Annotated in this window: 11 protein-coding genes and 1 pseudogene; 8 read left to right on the top strand and 4 right to left on the bottom strand. The window is 67.2% G+C overall.

The window, feature by feature from the left end; genetic code table 11:
* Position 1 precedes the first annotated feature (1 nt).
* Entirely contained in the window at positions 2 to 856 is an 855-nt protein-coding gene (locus ACFYX4_RS37840; RefSeq protein WP_306945457.1) for a DUF6083 domain-containing protein, read from the bottom strand.
* A gap of 168 nt (positions 857 to 1,024) precedes the next feature.
* Entirely contained in the window at positions 1,025 to 1,288 is a 264-nt protein-coding gene (locus tag ACFYX4_RS37835; protein WP_181801087.1) for a helix-turn-helix transcriptional regulator, read from the bottom strand.
* 208 nt (positions 1,289 to 1,496) lie between these two features.
* On the opposite strand from ACFYX4_RS37835, the gene ACFYX4_RS37830 reads away from it, so the two are divergent.
* The 4 genes from ACFYX4_RS37830 (at position 1,497) to istB (ending at position 6,184) form a co-directional block, all read left to right on the top strand.
* Positions 1,497 to 2,501, top strand: a complete 1,005-nt coding sequence (locus ACFYX4_RS37830) for a hypothetical protein (RefSeq protein ID WP_389343908.1) — start codon at positions 1,497 to 1,499, stop codon at positions 2,499 to 2,501.
* 446 nt (positions 2,502 to 2,947) lie between these two features.
* Positions 2,948 to 3,550 (top strand): hypothetical protein, encoded by a 603-nt coding sequence (locus ACFYX4_RS37825; protein WP_389343905.1) that lies wholly within the window; start codon positions 2,948 to 2,950, stop codon positions 3,548 to 3,550.
* Between the two features lie 271 nt (positions 3,551 to 3,821).
* A complete protein-coding gene (gene istA / locus ACFYX4_RS37820; protein WP_389343902.1) occupies positions 3,822 to 5,417 on the top strand; it encodes an IS21 family transposase in 1,596 nt (531 codons plus the stop codon).
* Positions 5,414 to 6,184 (top strand): IS21-like element helper ATPase IstB, encoded by a 771-nt coding sequence (istB, locus tag ACFYX4_RS37815; protein ID WP_389343899.1) that lies wholly within the window; start codon positions 5,414 to 5,416, stop codon positions 6,182 to 6,184. The genes istA and istB overlap by 4 nt, the downstream gene beginning before the upstream one ends.
* Before the next feature lie 58 nt (positions 6,185 to 6,242).
* Here the strand turns inward: istB and ACFYX4_RS37810 are convergent, their stop codons facing one another.
* Positions 6,243 to 7,049 carry an aminoglycoside adenylyltransferase domain-containing protein gene (locus ACFYX4_RS37810; RefSeq protein WP_389343896.1) on the bottom strand — a complete coding sequence of 269 codons (807 nt, stop codon included), beginning with the start codon at positions 7,047 to 7,049 and terminating at the stop codon, positions 6,243 to 6,245.
* On the opposite strand from ACFYX4_RS37810, the gene ACFYX4_RS37805 reads away from it, so the two are divergent.
* The 3 genes from ACFYX4_RS37805 (at position 7,048) to ACFYX4_RS37795 (ending at position 12,122) form a co-directional block, all read left to right on the top strand.
* On the top strand, positions 7,048 to 8,142 hold the full coding sequence (locus ACFYX4_RS37805; protein WP_389343893.1) for a restriction endonuclease: 1,095 nt from the start codon (positions 7,048 to 7,050) through the stop codon (positions 8,140 to 8,142). The two genes, ACFYX4_RS37810 and ACFYX4_RS37805, sit on opposite strands and share 2 nt — an antisense overlap.
* Before the next feature lie 1,638 nt (positions 8,143 to 9,780).
* Entirely contained in the window at positions 9,781 to 11,274 is a 1,494-nt protein-coding gene (locus ACFYX4_RS37800; protein ID WP_181801090.1) for an AAA family ATPase, read from the top strand.
* A 38-nt stretch (positions 11,275 to 11,312) separates the two neighbouring features.
* Positions 11,313 to 12,122, top strand: coding sequence for an HNH endonuclease (locus ACFYX4_RS37795; RefSeq protein ID WP_141246209.1), 810 nt, complete (start codon positions 11,313 to 11,315; stop codon positions 12,120 to 12,122).
* 244 nt (positions 12,123 to 12,366) lie between these two features.
* Here ACFYX4_RS37795 and ACFYX4_RS37790 read toward each other — a convergent pair.
* Positions 12,367 to 12,493: pseudogene (locus ACFYX4_RS37790) on the bottom strand (transposase); the annotation flags it as partial.
* Between the two features lie 455 nt (positions 12,494 to 12,948).
* Between ACFYX4_RS37790 and ACFYX4_RS37785 the strand changes: the two are divergent.
* The gene (locus ACFYX4_RS37785; protein WP_306945445.1) at positions 12,949 to 14,280 is read left to right on the top strand and encodes a hypothetical protein; all 1,332 of its coding nucleotides are present in this window, start codon (positions 12,949 to 12,951) and stop codon (positions 14,278 to 14,280) included.
* The last annotated feature ends 553 nt before the right edge of the window (positions 14,281 to 14,833 follow it).

The raw sequence follows: 14,833 nt of genomic DNA, 5'->3' as shown, positions 1-14,833 counted from the left end.
GTCATCCCCTTCGGTGCGGGCGGGGCGGGGGGTGGGGCAGGCGGGTGTGGATGTGTGCCGCGTGCAGGAGGGGGTCGAAGGGTTCCCAGGCGGCCAGGGCGAGGTCGGCGGCACCGGGGGCGGTGGCGTGGGCCGGGCAGCGCTGGGTGCGCCAGCGCAGCTGTTCGCCGTAGGGCAGGTGGCCCAGGTCGTAGACGGCCATCAGGACGTCGGGCAGGGCGAGTTGGCCGTGCTGGGCGGTGCTGGGCAGCAGTTTCCACATACCGGCCGGGCCGGCGGGGGCGAGGAGGGGGTGGGGGCAGCGGTGGCGGTGGCGGGTCTGGGCGACGCAGCGCAGGTCCTCGAGCCGCTGCTGGGCGAGATAGCGGCACAGCAGCAACTGGACGACGGGGCGGTCGGGTCCTCCGGCGTGGAGGGCGGCGGGCTGAGGTGAGGCGGGGGTGAGGGCCCCGGTGTCGATCAGGCGGCGTGCACGGACGGCGAGGTGGCGGCGGATCGCCTCGAGGCGGGGGCCGGCCTGGCATGTGGGGGTGTGGTGGGGGCAGAGCACGGCATGCGGGATGCGGCACCAGGCGCTGTTGTCGCCGTGCGGGTGGGCGATGCCGCCGCTGAGGTGCCAGCGGCAGGATTCGGGGACGTCGGTGATGGCCAGTTCCGCGGGGTGCAGGGCGATGGGCCGCCCATCGGGGCGCGGGTAGAGGTCGATGCGGCTGCCGCAGTGGCGGCAGCGTCCGGTTTGGCCGGCGCGCAGCAGGCGGCTGGGACTGGTGGTGGTCACCCGCAGCGGGCGGGGGCGGTGGGGGGCGCGGGGGCTGCCGTCCCAGTGACGGCCGTCGGGGGCGGGCGTGGGGCACATGGCCCGGACCGTGCCAGGCGACACGCAGACATGAGCAACGTGTCGCGGGTATGTCCCCCGGCCGGCCCAGCGGGCCCGCACACATGAGCGTTACTGCGGATGGCTGTTCTATGCCTGATTGCCCGATCGGGTGATTCACGGCGTGGCCAGCCGGGACGGAGTGCGGGTTCAGGAAGCGGCCGTGCCGGGCGGGGTGTGGTCGTCGCACAGGGCGCCCAGGAAGCGCTCGATGGGCACGTCGAAGGTGTGGGCGAGGGTGTGCCAGGTGGTGACACTGCCGGTGGTGCGGCCGTGTTCGAGGTCGATGAGGGTACGCCGGGCCAGCCCGCTGCGGTCGGCGAGTTCGTCGAAGGTCCAACCGCGTTCGGCCCGCAGGCGCGCGAGCACGACGCGCAGCGCAGTGAGGTCGGGGTCGGGCGGCAAGATCGTCACCCGACCATCCGACGGTGCAGACCCCTGCCCCGTCAGTGCGGGTTTCTGCACTTTCGCCGGAGTGGGGAAACGGCGAATCCATGGTGCGGGAATCTGCACTACAGTGCGTCCGTCTCGGGGGCCCGCCACGGTGACCCCCGCCACGACAAGGACAGACAGACGACAGGAGGACGACCGGCCCATGCGGTTCGGTGGCGCACATGCCGCAGTGCGGCGCATCTGGACAGTGGAGCTGCGCCCGCAAGCGGACGGCCCCGTACTCGTCTGCCCCTCGTGTACCGCCCGCACCTTCCCCCTGCAGGCCTCCTCCGCACGGTCGGCCGCCCTGGCGCATCTGGCCTGCCATGTCCGCGCGGACGCGCTGCCGCCGCACCTGCGCAGCTGCCAGTGCCGATTGCGGGGCTGTGTGTGGCATCCGCGTCATCGCGGCTGTGCCGGGCGGGTGCTGCTGGCCCTGACCCGCGACCGCGGCGGCCGCACCTGGCGGCTGGCCGACGCGTGCGCGGCCTGCGCGGCAGCGACCAGCCACACCGCCGTCGTGCCGGAGACCCTGCTTAGCCCTCACCGACCGGCCGCATCAGCCCCCGTCCGGCCGCGGGTGCACGGAGACGAGCCGCAACGGGTACGGGAGATGCTCACCCACCTCGCCTCCGCACTCGGCTGCGTCACCTCCCCTGCCGCCCGGCTGCTGGCCCTGCAATGCGCCCTGCGCGCCGACACACACGGCTGCGCCCGGCTGCCGGCCGGCCTATTGCGCAGCATGCGCCTGCACCGGCACACCGAGGCGTGGCAGGAGCTGGTGCAGGACGGCTGGCTCGACCTGCCCGATCCCCGGGCAGCGCCTTTGCAAGTGCGGCTGCTCGACGACGCGGCGCTGAACCAGGCCCCGGGCCGCAGCGCCCGTCGGCGCGCCGCCCACTGGGCCCTGCAGCCCACCTCACACATCGTTTCGGCGACGGCAAAACCCGCAGAACGGCTGACTGCCCTGGTCCTGGCCGCCCACACCACCGCGGCCGACGCCACAGCCGACATGGCCGTTGTTGCCCGTCTGTGCGGGCACTCCCCACAGCAGACCGGAGTACTGCTCGACCGGCTGGTCGCCGGCCGTACCCTGGCGGCTTGGCACCATCAGCGGGATACCGACGAGGTGCACTGGCAGCCGGCCACCCTTCACCGGCCGGTCTTGGGCCCCGCAGACTCGCCTGCGCACTGACCGCGGCCAGGTCTGCCTGCCTGCCATCTCAGTTATGCGGCGGACTGGCCGGTGCCCCCCAGGGCGACATCGTGGGCCTTCTCCCGCCCCAGCTTCGAGTGTCTGCGCTGGTCACGAGCGCATGCGGGCCACGCGGCGCACTAATCCCAGGCATCCACCATATGTGGGCTCGGACCACAAATCCCAAAGCGAGAGCAGCGCAGATGATCGCCCGAGGCTGCCGATCCAGGTGAGACGGGTGGTGGAGGACTTGTGGCGTCTGGATGCCTCCCTGCGATGCCGCGCAGGAGCAGTGTGAGCAGCCCTGCGGGCTTGCGTCGGATTCGGGGCGGCGCGAGTGAAAAGCAGTCATGTTCCGAGCGAGTCAGGCCATGGCCCGGCCGCTGGGATTGCCCTGCCTGCGGCTGGGGGAGCTGTTGTGTTTTGACCTGTGGTGAGGGCGGCGAATGGCGAGCAGGAAGTCCTTGGCGGCGCAGTTGTTGCAGGCATATAGGGACAGCCAGAAGAAGAAGGCCGCAGCGGCGAAGCGGGCTGAGGCGGAGCTGGCGCGTCAAGCACGGGGCGCGGAGCGTGAGGCCGCCGAGCGGGCCAAGAAGGAAGCACGGCGGGAACGCGAGCAGGCGCGGGCATGGATGCGGGCGCAGAAAGAGAAGCAGGCGCAGCAGAGTGCCGAGTCGCGCAGGGCCGAGCAGATCGTGCGGGACCTTGAGAAGCGTCAGGCGGCGCGGGCGAGGGAGCTCGAGCAGAAGCGTCGTGCGGAGGCCCGTGAGAAGGCTGCGGCGGAACGGCGTGCAAAGCAGGAGAGTGTTGAGAGTCTGCGCCGGGAGGCTGCAGGCCGGACGGCCGAGGTGGAAGAACGGCTCGAGGTGTTGACTGCGGTTCTGCGCGCCCGCCCTGGCGGGCTGCAGAGATTGCGGCTGCAGGTGGAGCAGGCGCTCGGTGAAGGAGATCTCGAGGGGTTTGCGGTCGGGGTGGAGAGGGCGCTGGGCTCCATCGGTTATCCGGAAAGGCTCTGTCAGCGGTCAGAATTTTCCCCACGATCTGCATGATCAGCGTCAGGTAATTCCCCACCCTCGCGGTCACCGGTCCTCACCGGGGCGCTGACCGTCGATGGTGCTGCTGACCATGCTCGAACTGTCCCAACTTTCCCTGTTTCGGGTGGTTTGAGCTGCCGTTGGATCTTCCTTGCGAATCGGTCGGGTTCCCCATGGGCATGCCGGTGCCCGGGTTGAGGGTCCTGTCCTCTCGGAGTCGTCGCGGTCCCTTGACCTGCGAGCCGAGAGGTCACGGGCACACCGGATGGCAAGGAGAACGTTCACCGTGGTCGATATCGTCGAGATCTACGTGCACTGGTATGCGGGCCGGTCCAAGAGTCAGGTGTCCGCCTCGCTGGGGGTGGACCGCAAGACGGTCAGGAAGTACCTGGCGCCGGCGGAGAAGGCAGGGATCACCCCGGGCGGGCCGCCGATGAGCGAGCCGGACTGGGCCAAGCTGCTCAAGAGCTGGTTCCCGGAGCTCGCCAGCCGGAAGCTGAACCAGGTCAGGTGGGGAGAGATCGAACCGCACCGCGACTACGTCAAGGACGTACTGAAGACCACGACGGTCACCACGATCCACCAACGTCTGCGGGACGAAGGCAAGTTGAAGGTGTCACTGTCGACGTTCCGCCGCTGGGTGCACGAGAACCTGCCCGACGAGGCGGCCCGATCCAAGGTCACCGTTCTGCGAGACAACGTCGAGCCAGGCTCGGAGGCCCAGATCGACTACGGCTTCCTGGGGCAGTGGTTCCACCCAACTACCGGTAAACGGCACCGGATTTGGGCGTTCGTGATGGTTCTGCCTGCCTCGCGGCACATGTTCGTACGTCCCGTGGTGCACATGGATCAGCACTCGTGGACGGTCGCGCACGTGGAAGCCTTCCGCTATTTCGGCGGCGTCCCGCGCCGTCTGGTGCCGGACAACCTCAAGACCGGGGTGGACAAGCCCGACCTCTATGACCCGCAGATCAACAAGTCGTATGCCGAACTCGCCACGTATTACGGCACGTTGGTGGATCCGGCAAGGGCTCTTCATCCCAAGGACAAGCCCAGAGTGGAGCGGCCCATGCCCTACGTCCGGGACTCGCTCTGGAGCGGGCGCCAGTTCACCTCGCTGGAGCACATGCAGGCCGAGGCCCTCCTCTGGGACAGGAACGTCGCTGGTCAGCGGCAGTGCCGACCGCTGGGCGGGGCCAAGCCGCTGGCGGTCTTCGAGGCAGTGGAGGCCGAGGCCCTCCTGCCGCTGCCGCAGGAACCATTTGTGCTGGCCAGATGGGCGAAGGCCGCCGTCGGCCCTGACATTCACGTCAAGGTCGGCCGCACCTTGTATTCGGTGCCCTGGAAACTGGTCGGGCGACGTGTCGACGTCCGTTCCACCGCCACGATGGTGCAGATCTTCCACGAGGGCGAACTGGTCAAGACGCACGCCGCCCTGGAACAGGGCAAGCGCACCGACAAGAACGACTACCCGCCCGAGAAGATCGCTTTCCAGATGCGGACGCCAATCTGGTGCCGCGGCCAAGCCTCGCAGGTCGGCGACTCCTGCCGGGAGGTGATCGACCAGCTCCTGGAGGTCAACGCGCTCTACCGGCTCCGCGCCGCCCAAGGGGTCCTCGGACTGCGCCAGAGGTACGGCGACACACGGCTGGAGGCCGCCTGCAGGAAGGCGATCGCGGTTGGCGACCCGTCTTACCGCACGGTCAAGGGCATCCTGGTCGCCGGCACCGAGACCGACCCCGAGCCGGACACCGGCGACGCGGGGGCTGCGGCCTTCCTGCGCGGACCCGAGGGGCTGTTCGCCGCCGACATCCCCGCCCAGACATTGGTCGAGCTCCACGACGACCAGGGCCGCGGCGATGTCGAGGAGGCCACGCGATGAGCGTGATGACCACCGCCCTGCGCGAGTCGCTCAAGACCCTGCGGCTTTCGGGGATGCTCGAGACTCTCGACGCCCGTCTCTCTCAGGCCCAGGGCGGCGAACTCGGCCACTTGGACTTCCTCCATGTCCTGTGTCAGGACGAGATCACCCGCCGCGAAACCGTCGCCCTCGAACGGCGCCTGCGCCAGGCCAGGTTCGAGCAGCAGGTCACCTTGGAGGGCTTCGACTTCCACGCTTCCCCGAAGCTGCCCGCCGCCCAGATCCGCGACCTCGCGGCCCTGCGCTGGCTCCACTCCGGCGAGTCCGTCATTCTGTTCGGGCCGGTCGGTGTCGGGAAGACACACGTCGCCCAAGCTCTCGGCCACCAAGCTGTCCGCCAGGGCGCCAACGTCCGCTTCGCCAAAACCAGCCGCATCCTGGGCGAGCTCGCCGGCGGCCACGCAGACCGCACCTGGGACAAGCGCATGCGCGACCTCATCCGGCCCGACGTGCTCATCCTCGACGACTTTGCGATGCGTCAGCTGTCCGCCTCCCAGGCCGATGACCTCTACGAACTCGTCTCCGAGCGACAGGGACGGTCCCTGATCATCACCAGCAACAGGGCGCCCAGCGACTGGTATCCGCTCTTCCCCAATCCGGTCGTCGCCGAGTCGCTCCTGGACCGGCTGATCAACGCCAGCCACCAGATCATCATGAACGGCCCCAGCTACCGACCCAACAAGCGGCCGAAGAACCCCACCGCCCCAACCGAGCCCCCGATCAAGTAGCCGACTCTGCCCGAGGGGCTGGGGAAACTGACGCGATCACCGACCGCGGAGTCGTTCCTCAGCCCCGAGAGGCCCCCAGCGCCAGACCGGCCTCGACGACCATGGCCGTGAACTCGGCCGTCTCGCTGCCCCGGCGTTCCGGGGCAGCGTCATAGGACGACGGCGCACCAGTGTCCTCACGCACCCGCAACGCCTCGTGGATGATTGGGTGCCACCGCGACTCGAAGGCGGTCAGGGCATACCGGCCGCCTCCGCTCTTCGACGTCAACGCTCCCGTCGCCAGCAGATGATGCAGCCGGCTGACACCGAGGACGCACCACTCCGCGGCCCACTCCTGGGCGGCGTCCTCTGGGTTTTTCACCAGATCGTCCACGACACCAGCCCAGTAACCGACCAGGTTGCCATGGGTGAAGGCGCGCAACGCGTCGTCGTCGGTCCACATCTCCGCCTCGGTCAAGACCGGGCCACGGACCGTCACAGCGTGTCGGGCGAGCTCGTGCCAGGCGACCGGGTTCACCCCCAACCGGCCAGCCGCCTCAAAGGCCCCGTTCTGGGTGCACGGCAGATCCGCACACTGTTCCGGCGGCTTGGCCAGGTCGTCCCGAACCAGGTGGACACCATCGAAGAACGGACGAGGATGACGCCGACGCACGACCTCATGCGCAGCATCGAGAGCAGCAACCCCTCCGGCATCCGGGCGTTCCGCCAGCACGGCCACGAAGTCGACATCACTGCGGTCCGGGAAGAACTCACGAAAACCCAGCGAGCCAATCAAGTACAACCCCTCGACCAGACCAGGCGCAGAAGCATCGATGGCGGCCAGGAACGTGGACGTCGTCAGCTGAACTTCCTGCGGCAAGGACATGCCGGCCAACCTAACGAGCAGCATCGACAGTGATCAAGAGCTGCGGACCGATCAACCCGCCGACGCGGTCTCCTCCACAATCAAGCGAGACCTGGGGAATTACGTGACCACCAGGCATGGGGAATTACGTGACCGTCCACAGCTCGGCGGTGCTCGGCAGGCGGCATTCGCTCCGGAGTCCCGGGAGCTGGTTTTGGAGATCGAGTTGCCGGCCCAGTCGGTGGTTCCTTCGGTCACGCAGTACCGGTTCAAGGCTTCCGCTCCCCCGGCAGTGGTCCCGCAGCCGCGGAAGGAGAGTGAGTGCAAGGCGTTGTACAGGGATCTGGTGGCCAGACTCGCGCTGCGGGCGATCGACGAGGCCTTCGCCGTGACACCGCCGTTACTCGTGGACGGAGTGGCATTCAACGGGAAAGTCCACGCCAAGGACCGTGCCACCGGCAAGGCAATCGAGCCGTGCCTGATCAGTGTGCGGGTCAGCCGGGAGGCTTTTGCCGAGCTGGTGCTGGACGAGCCCGAACTCGACCCGGTGGCGAGCCTGCACTATCTGAACGCGATCGTCTCCCAGCACCCCTATGATCTTGAGCCCGTTCCTCCTGTCGTCACGTTCGACCTGGCCCGGTACAAGATCGCTCCGGAGCGGGAAGTCGTCGCCGGCCTCGACAGCCGGCCCGACCTCGTCGCGATGGACCCGATCGACTTCGAGCACCTCATCCGGCGGCTGTTCGAGAAGATCGGGCTCAAGTCCTGGGTAACCCAGGCTTCCCGGGATGACGGCATCGACGCTGTCGCGGTCAATGAGGAACCTCTCATCGGCGGGCTGTGCATCATCCAGGCCAAACGCTCGAAGAACGTGGTATCCGCCGAGACGGTGCGGTCGGTCGCGGGGATCGTGAACGACAAGAGCGCTTCGAAGGGCATCGTGGTCACCACCGCGTGGTTCGGTAAGGCGAGCTGGGACTTCGCACCCCGCAACCGCGTCGAGCTCATCGACGGTCGGCACCTCAAAGCCCTGCTGCTGGAACACCTCGGCATCGACGCTCTGATCGGCCTGCCCAAGCTCCCGCCCGGCTGGCAGACACGCGACCTGGCCTGAGGCCGCCCTCGTGTCGTTTCGGGCCGGTGTGCTGTCGGAGACAACGGTTCGACACGCGAGGAACAAGCACGTCGTACGGGTGCGGCTGCCTGTCGTGCTGGCAAACGCTCATCACCAGGCTTGCCACTCAGGCGTTACGACATCGAAGCTGCGTCGGCAGTGCCGGTTCCTCCACGTTCTCGGTCGATGATCTGTTCGGCGGGCCGGTGCAGGATGGGACAGAGCGATTTCCTACCGGTTCCGTCTGTACGCCCCGGACGCCTTCGAGAGCACCAACCCTCTGGGCGAGCACCTCATGGATTGCTCGAGCCCGGTGAACCCCTGCCGGGGCAACCTCCAACAGACCGCGACTTCTTGCGGAGTCCGCGCCCGCACTATGATCCGCTCGCCCTCGTCGGCCTCATCCCTTGAGAGCAGCGGCGACAGACCAGAAAACACCCGCCTATGCAGGCTCGTTGATCCCCACGCGAGCATCAACGACCCTCACGGCTCACCGTCACCACCGAATGTGAGACAGGGCCGAACGCTTTACAGTCCCCTGCCCGGCTGTCTGCTCGTGGTCCCTTTCTCCCCACCTTTGCTTTGACCTGGATCAAATCTGTCGTCAAGCTGCTTGTGGGCGTGGGTTGCTGGCGTCGCCTCGAAGTGGCAGAAGGCAGTGAGTCCGGCGACAGTCTGCGGCACCGGGTGCTAGGTCCGACTGAGCCCATTCCGCTCAATTCGCAGTTGCAAGGCTTTAAGGTTCCGCCGGATGCGCGGGCAGCCTCAGGGCAAGCGGGGGTACGAGCACAGGCGCCCGCCTGCAGGGGGGCGACGGCCACGCCGGTGCTGTTGGCGAGGATCGTGGCGACCTTCTCGCCGCCGGTGAAGGTGGCGTCGATGTCGCCGATGACGGTGAAGCGGATGCGGATCTTGGCCGCAACCTTGTCCGCCTTTGTCTCGGCCTTGGTGCTGACCCTTCTGGACGAACGCGTCGCCCGCCTTCCCGGTGGACTTCGCCGTGCCCACGTCCTGGAGATGGCCGACGCTGTCGGGGGGTGGGAGCGGGCGCGCTCGGGGTGGACGGCGTGCCGGATGTGCTGGGCATGCTCGACGTCGACGGGTCCGAGGGGATCCCGCTGGGCTTGTGCGTGCCCGGCGTCTTCTTCGGCCGCGCGGGCGACGGGCCGGGCTCTCCACGGCGTTCTCGTCGCCGCGGTGGGAGGAGATGCTGTCGGCGCCGTTCGGGATCTCGTGCATGCCCTCGCGGTGGCACCAGCCAGGACAGAGTCGTGTTCAGGCAGTCCTGGAAGTTGTTGTTGCTGAGGATCACGCGGTTGAGGTCGACCCTCGTTCGACAGCTCCGAGCCGTTGTGGGACAGGGAGCGGCCGGCGAGCGCAGCAGCGCAACGAGTGCCTGCTGTAGCCGTCCGGTTCCGTCATCAGGTGGACTCTCGATCCGCTGACCAGGGCCGGTCGGATTTCGGTCCGGTCGGATTCCGTTGCCACCCGCATGACGGAGTCGAGCGTGCACCGCGACCAGTGCTGCTCTCCTCGGGCGCCGAGTTTCGTCGAGGTGCGCGGTTGCAGTTCGCCGTCGTTGAGTCAGCTGAGGCATTCTACCTGCGGACGATCAGTCCCAGGAGGGGGAGCATTGCCATGCAGTTCACGTTGCTGGAGTACCAGGAAGCACTACCCCGTCGCGTCGGTGCGTACTTGATCAAAGACGGCTGGAACGATCACGGGTACGTGACCACGTTCGATCTCCACATCCGTCTGGCCGATATGACTAGGCGGCGCATCGGCTACCTCCGGATCGCGCATGTCTCGATGAGTCGAGATGGACTCGTCAACACGGCAGAAATCTTGCCAGGACGCTTCACCTCTTTGGAGCGCGGTTTCTTCAGCCTTGGTCACGAGGACGATTACTACGTGTCACTGCTGGAGCTCCCCCCAGGCATGGGCCGCGAAATCCTTATGGCCTTGCACGATGTCGCTTTTGGCTGGGATACGGATATTCGGTCACTCAGGTCCCTCGAGGTGTTCAATAAGTCGGTGCTCCGTGGCCGCAGCGAAGATCAGCTGCGTAATGCGAATCGCATTGCCCACGGGTTGCGTGCGCGTGTCGTTCCCTTCCGCTGGACGTACACCCTCGGTGGGGAAGGTCTGTTGCCGGCGCATGAGTTCACCTTCGACGCCGAGCCGGGGAGTCGCCCTCCCACGAATCTTCATGCGGTAATCGGCCGCAACGGTGCCGGAAAGTCGACGCTGCTGCATCGCATCGCTGTCGACGCTATGGCGGGTCGCATCACAGTGGAGAGCGATGGTGACGATGACAACAGCTTCAACGGCTGTGTCGTCGTGTCGTTCAGCCCCTTCGATCGGCCCTATGGGCCGATGCCCCGCGGCGCGCTCTCATTCCAGTACATAGGCTTGTATCACCATGAAGAGGAGCGACTCAAGACGAGAGATGAGAGGCGGAAGGAGTTCGTCGACAGTTTCGCCACTGTCAGAATCGGTTCGAGAGGCATGCGCTGGCGCAAGGCCATCGAAACGCTGAACTACGCCGCGAGCGGCTTCCTCGACGATCACTTGATGGTGCTGGACGCCATGATGAGGGAGGGCAGCAGCCACAAGTTCGAGGCGCGGGTGGGCAAGGTCTTCGACAGTCTGAGCTCTGGCCACGCAGTGGTGCTCCTGATGATGACTCGTCTGATCGAGGTGGTCGGCGAACGCACCCTGGTGCTGATCGACGAACCGGAGACGCACCTGCATCCGCCGCTACTTGCTGCCTTGACCAGCGCATTGTCCACGTTGCTGGCCGACCGCAACGGCATGGCGGTGGTTGCGACTCACTCCCCCGTCGTCCTGCAAGAGGTGCCCGCGTCTTGTGTGTGGAAGATGATCCGTCACGGTGACGAACTCACCGCTCACCGCCCAGGCCTTGAGACCTACGGCGAGAGCGTCGGTGAGCTGACCTACGACGTGTTCGGCTTGGAGGTCACCTCGACCGGCTTTCACGCAGCGATCGCCGCGGAGGTCGAGAAGGGGGGAAGCTATGAGGAGATCACGCAGCGGTTCAGCGGCCTGGGAGCGGAAGCCCGGGCTCTACTGCGAGCGATGACGTTTGCTCGTACGCGGGGGGACCGCTGATGCTGTGGCCACCGCGGCCGGGGATCACCGTTAAGCACGTGCTGAACGCCTGCATGAGGTGGCTGGCGAAGAAGGAATGGGACGAACTCCTCCAGGGCCGGCTCCCGGAGCTCATAGAGACTCAGGAACGGTACCGGGCAGCGGCTGACACGGGTCAACTGCTCGCCCTGCTGATTTCCGAGCTCCACGCTCAGAGCACGGACCCGGACAAGTACCGGCTCAACGCCACGTACGACAAGGCGTTCGTAGGAGGGGGTGGACGCAAGCTCTACAACGCGATCAAGGCCGCCGCGATTCACGGTGCTTGCACAATGTGCGGGGTAGGAGAGGCGTCCACCCTCGATCACCACGCTCCGAAAGACAGCTTTCCGCTTCTGGCGCTGACGCCCTTGAACCTGGTGCCTGCCTGCGTACCCTGCAACCAGGGCAAGAGCAAGAACTTCTCCACCAACGCTGCCGAGGAACCCTTCCATCCCTACTTCGACGACCTCGGAACCGTCCGATGGCTGCACGCCGAGGTCCGCCATGTCGACGGGGGCGGCGCGGTCGAGTTCTTCGTCCGTCCCCCTGCGGACTGGTCGCAGATCAAAGCGCAACGCCTCGCCCATCACTTCACCAGGCACAAGCTCGGAACGAAATACGAGTTCGCAGCGTCCCGCCGTCTAGCGACCCGACGCCGGAAGGACACGCACCTGCTCGAGTCCTCGGGCCCCGAGGTCCTGCGCGCCACCCTCATCGAAGACGCCGACAGCTGCGCGGCATTCGACCCGAACGACTGGGAGACCGCTCTGCTGTACGCCCTCGCAGACTCCGACTGGTACATCAACGGCGGCATGAAGGACATCTGATGCGATGAGGACGTCTGGGTGGAGGCACGGCTCGCTCCGCGATCGCAGCACGCGCTGACGGTGTCGGTCACACCCCGAACCCGTCCCTCTCGCGGGAGACCGGGCCCCGTGACCTGTTTACCAGTGTGGCCGTGATGATGCCTTCCGTTGAGGCGGTCGGGCCCCGATGGCTAGGGCGGCGTCCAGTGGCCCCACCCAGGCGACTCCAATCGGCCCTGCGACACCGTCCACTCCACCGCGTCGTCTGGACGTGCTCGAGCGGCCTCGCCCAAGTCCCGTCCCGCTCCCAGCGGGCGAAGCGTTCGTAGACCGTCTGCCATGGGTCATAGCGCTCGGGCCAGGTCCCGCCAGCGCTCCCCCGCTCGGCACCTGCAGCCACCGCCCTTCGAGTGTGCATAAACCAACATCCACATCCCAGTGCGCGACGCGCCCGAAACTCCGCCACACTGCTGTGGCCGCTCTGCCGCCAATCCGTGTACCGGGCAAGATGCCACGGAGACGGGAGAGTTGAAGGCTGTGCTCTGCGACCCGCTGCACCGGGCATGGGGCAGCGGTCTACTGCCGGCAGGCAGGGAGCGCCTGTGATGGATGGAGGGTGTGGCCAACTGCAGCCTCGTCCCGGTGTGTCGCGATCCATCGGGCGGGCCTGCCAGCTCGGCCGCCCGATGCAGTGGCGTGGCTCGTCCCGGGCTCCGAAGGCTGGGCCCCCCAGAACCGCAGGGTGACGTAGATCACTTAGAAAAATCGCGGGGTGATTGCCGGTTCGCCTTCAGGCCGGTCCTTAGGGATAGCAGCCTCATCATGCGCTACAGGTAAGGAGCTTCACATGGTCATGCTGTGCTACTCGGATCTCGAGGACGATGACCGCGTCGGCGTCCCGGCGCTTCATTCCGCGTTGGAGAGCTGGGTGCTTCGCCTGCTGGTCGACACCCAGGACCGGGCCACGCGTGTGCCTGCCCGCTTCGCCTCACCGATCGAGGACTGCACGCCCGAGGACGAGGCACTGGCGTTGTGGACCATCCGGTTCCTGCGCTACGCGGAGGAACAACTGATGGACCGGAACGCCTGCCTTCGCTACCTCTGCCCGGACTGCCCCCGCGATGGGCAGGCGCGGTGTCCGGCTCTCAACCGGCCAAGCCCGAGGGGAAAGACCGTGCACGAGGCCGTGTACGCGGTGCGAATCGAACCGGTGCCCGTGCAGCACGGGACCTGGCTGGCGCAGGCTCGGCCTGCTGCCTCCCGGGTGTTCGAGCGGCTGCGCCGGATGGCCAGGCAAGTGACCACACGCGTGCCCGGCGCCGGTGAGGAAGCCCGCAGGGCTGTCGTGCGCCACCTATATGAGATGGCGCGCATGTGGAGGGCACGGGGTCTGCCCGATGACGCCGTGAACGTCGACCAGAAACAGGACGGGGCCTTCGCCCAGGACGTCTGGATCGCCTTGTTGGAGAGGGGGCGGCAGAGAAGGGACACCGACGCGAGGCACTCCCCCGTGAACTTCATCGCTGCCGTCCTGCACACGCTCGCCCAACAGCTCAGCGGACCAGAAGCATTCACCACCCGCCAAGCCGTCATGGCCGCGCTGGTGGCACGTAACGCCTGCATCGAGGGTGACACGGCAGCCGTGGACGAGTTCTCTCGGACGTGGCTCCATCTTGGCCGACCGCACGCGTGGCGCGCGGCCGTGGAGATGGCCCTGCTGGGTGACTGGGTTGAGGCTCTTGGCCGGCACCTGAGTGGCGATGCCGAGATCATGGAGCTGCTCCACCGTCATACCGAACGGGAACATCGCTGTCTGCAGCCGCTCTGGGAGCGAAAATCCGGCGGCCGCACGGTGCGGCTGCTGGAGGCCCCCGTGGCATCGGGAGTGTCCTTGAGAGATGTGGTCAGCGATGACCGGCGCCCGGAGAACGGCCTGTTGCACGGCGAGGTGGACGATTGCCGCGTCCTTGCCGTGCTCGCGGATCTGGCACCCATGGAGAGAGCCGTAGCCATGACCTACGGTGCGCAGCGCGTGACATGGGCCCAGGCCGCGGCTCTGGGCGGCGCCGACGAACCGGATGCGTTCGGCAACCGGGTGCGCCGCAAGCTGAGACGACTGGGACTGCGCCACCGTGCTGCGGCAAGCCCGTCCGCCCCGGTGCCGGCGGCCGGCCAGTGAACATTCTCAGCGCAGCCGCAGCCGAATATCTAGCGAGCCTTGCGGCAGCACTCACGCTGGTCGCCGCGCGCAGCGTCAGGCGGCGCTTCAGGCAGCGAACTGGTCTCGCTCCGGGCGCGCCGGCCGCAGATGCGACAGCCGAGCCCCACTCGGGACCGCGCTGACGCCCGGCTGCGGGATGTGTACGACGCCTCCCTGAGACAGGAGGCGTCGTACATCCGGGCTCGGCACCCTTATGTTCGCGCCGCCGGGTCCGCGTGGGCGCTGGACGACCTGAGGACCGCAGTGTCACCGTGCTCACGGACGACCGAGGCAGGTACCTCGCCATCGACGGAGGACCTTCGGCCGGAGGTGCCCTCCTTGCAGGATGCCGCAGGCGGATAGGTGAACCCCGGCAGCCCTTGCACAGCACTAGTAGGGCTTGGTCATCTTCACTCGTGAGTGGCGTGTCTGCTTTCTCGTCGGTGTCGTTGAGTTGGTGTGACACCTGAGGAGATGGCCTCGGTCCGGGAGGACTTGGAGGCGTTCGCGGCGGAGTTGTTCGACGGGTTCT

Origin of the sequence: Streptomyces sp. NPDC002328, from assembly GCF_042890065.1 — a bacterium.
GTDB lineage: Bacteria > Actinomycetota > Actinomycetes > Streptomycetales > Streptomycetaceae > Streptomyces.
This window is presented reverse-complemented; position numbering and strand designations above follow the sequence as displayed.

Coding starts and splice junctions, on each gene's coding strand:
- ACFYX4_RS37840 (WP_306945457.1), bottom strand. CDS start 856: ATGTGCCCCACGCCCGCCCCCGACGGCCGTCACTGGGACGGCAGCCCC.
- ACFYX4_RS37825 (WP_389343905.1), top strand. CDS start 2,948: ATGGCGAGCAGGAAGTCCTTGGCGGCGCAGTTGTTGCAGGCATATAGG.
- istB (WP_389343899.1), top strand. CDS start 5,414: ATGAGCGTGATGACCACCGCCCTGCGCGAGTCGCTCAAGACCCTGCGG.
- ACFYX4_RS37805 (WP_389343893.1), top strand. CDS start 7,048: ATGCCGGCCAACCTAACGAGCAGCATCGACAGTGATCAAGAGCTGCGG.
- ACFYX4_RS37810 (WP_389343896.1), bottom strand. CDS start 7,049: ATGTCCTTGCCGCAGGAAGTTCAGCTGACGACGTCCACGTTCCTGGCC.
- ACFYX4_RS37800 (WP_181801090.1), top strand. CDS start 9,781: ATGCAGTTCACGTTGCTGGAGTACCAGGAAGCACTACCCCGTCGCGTC.
- ACFYX4_RS37785 (WP_306945445.1), top strand. CDS start 12,949: ATGGTCATGCTGTGCTACTCGGATCTCGAGGACGATGACCGCGTCGGC.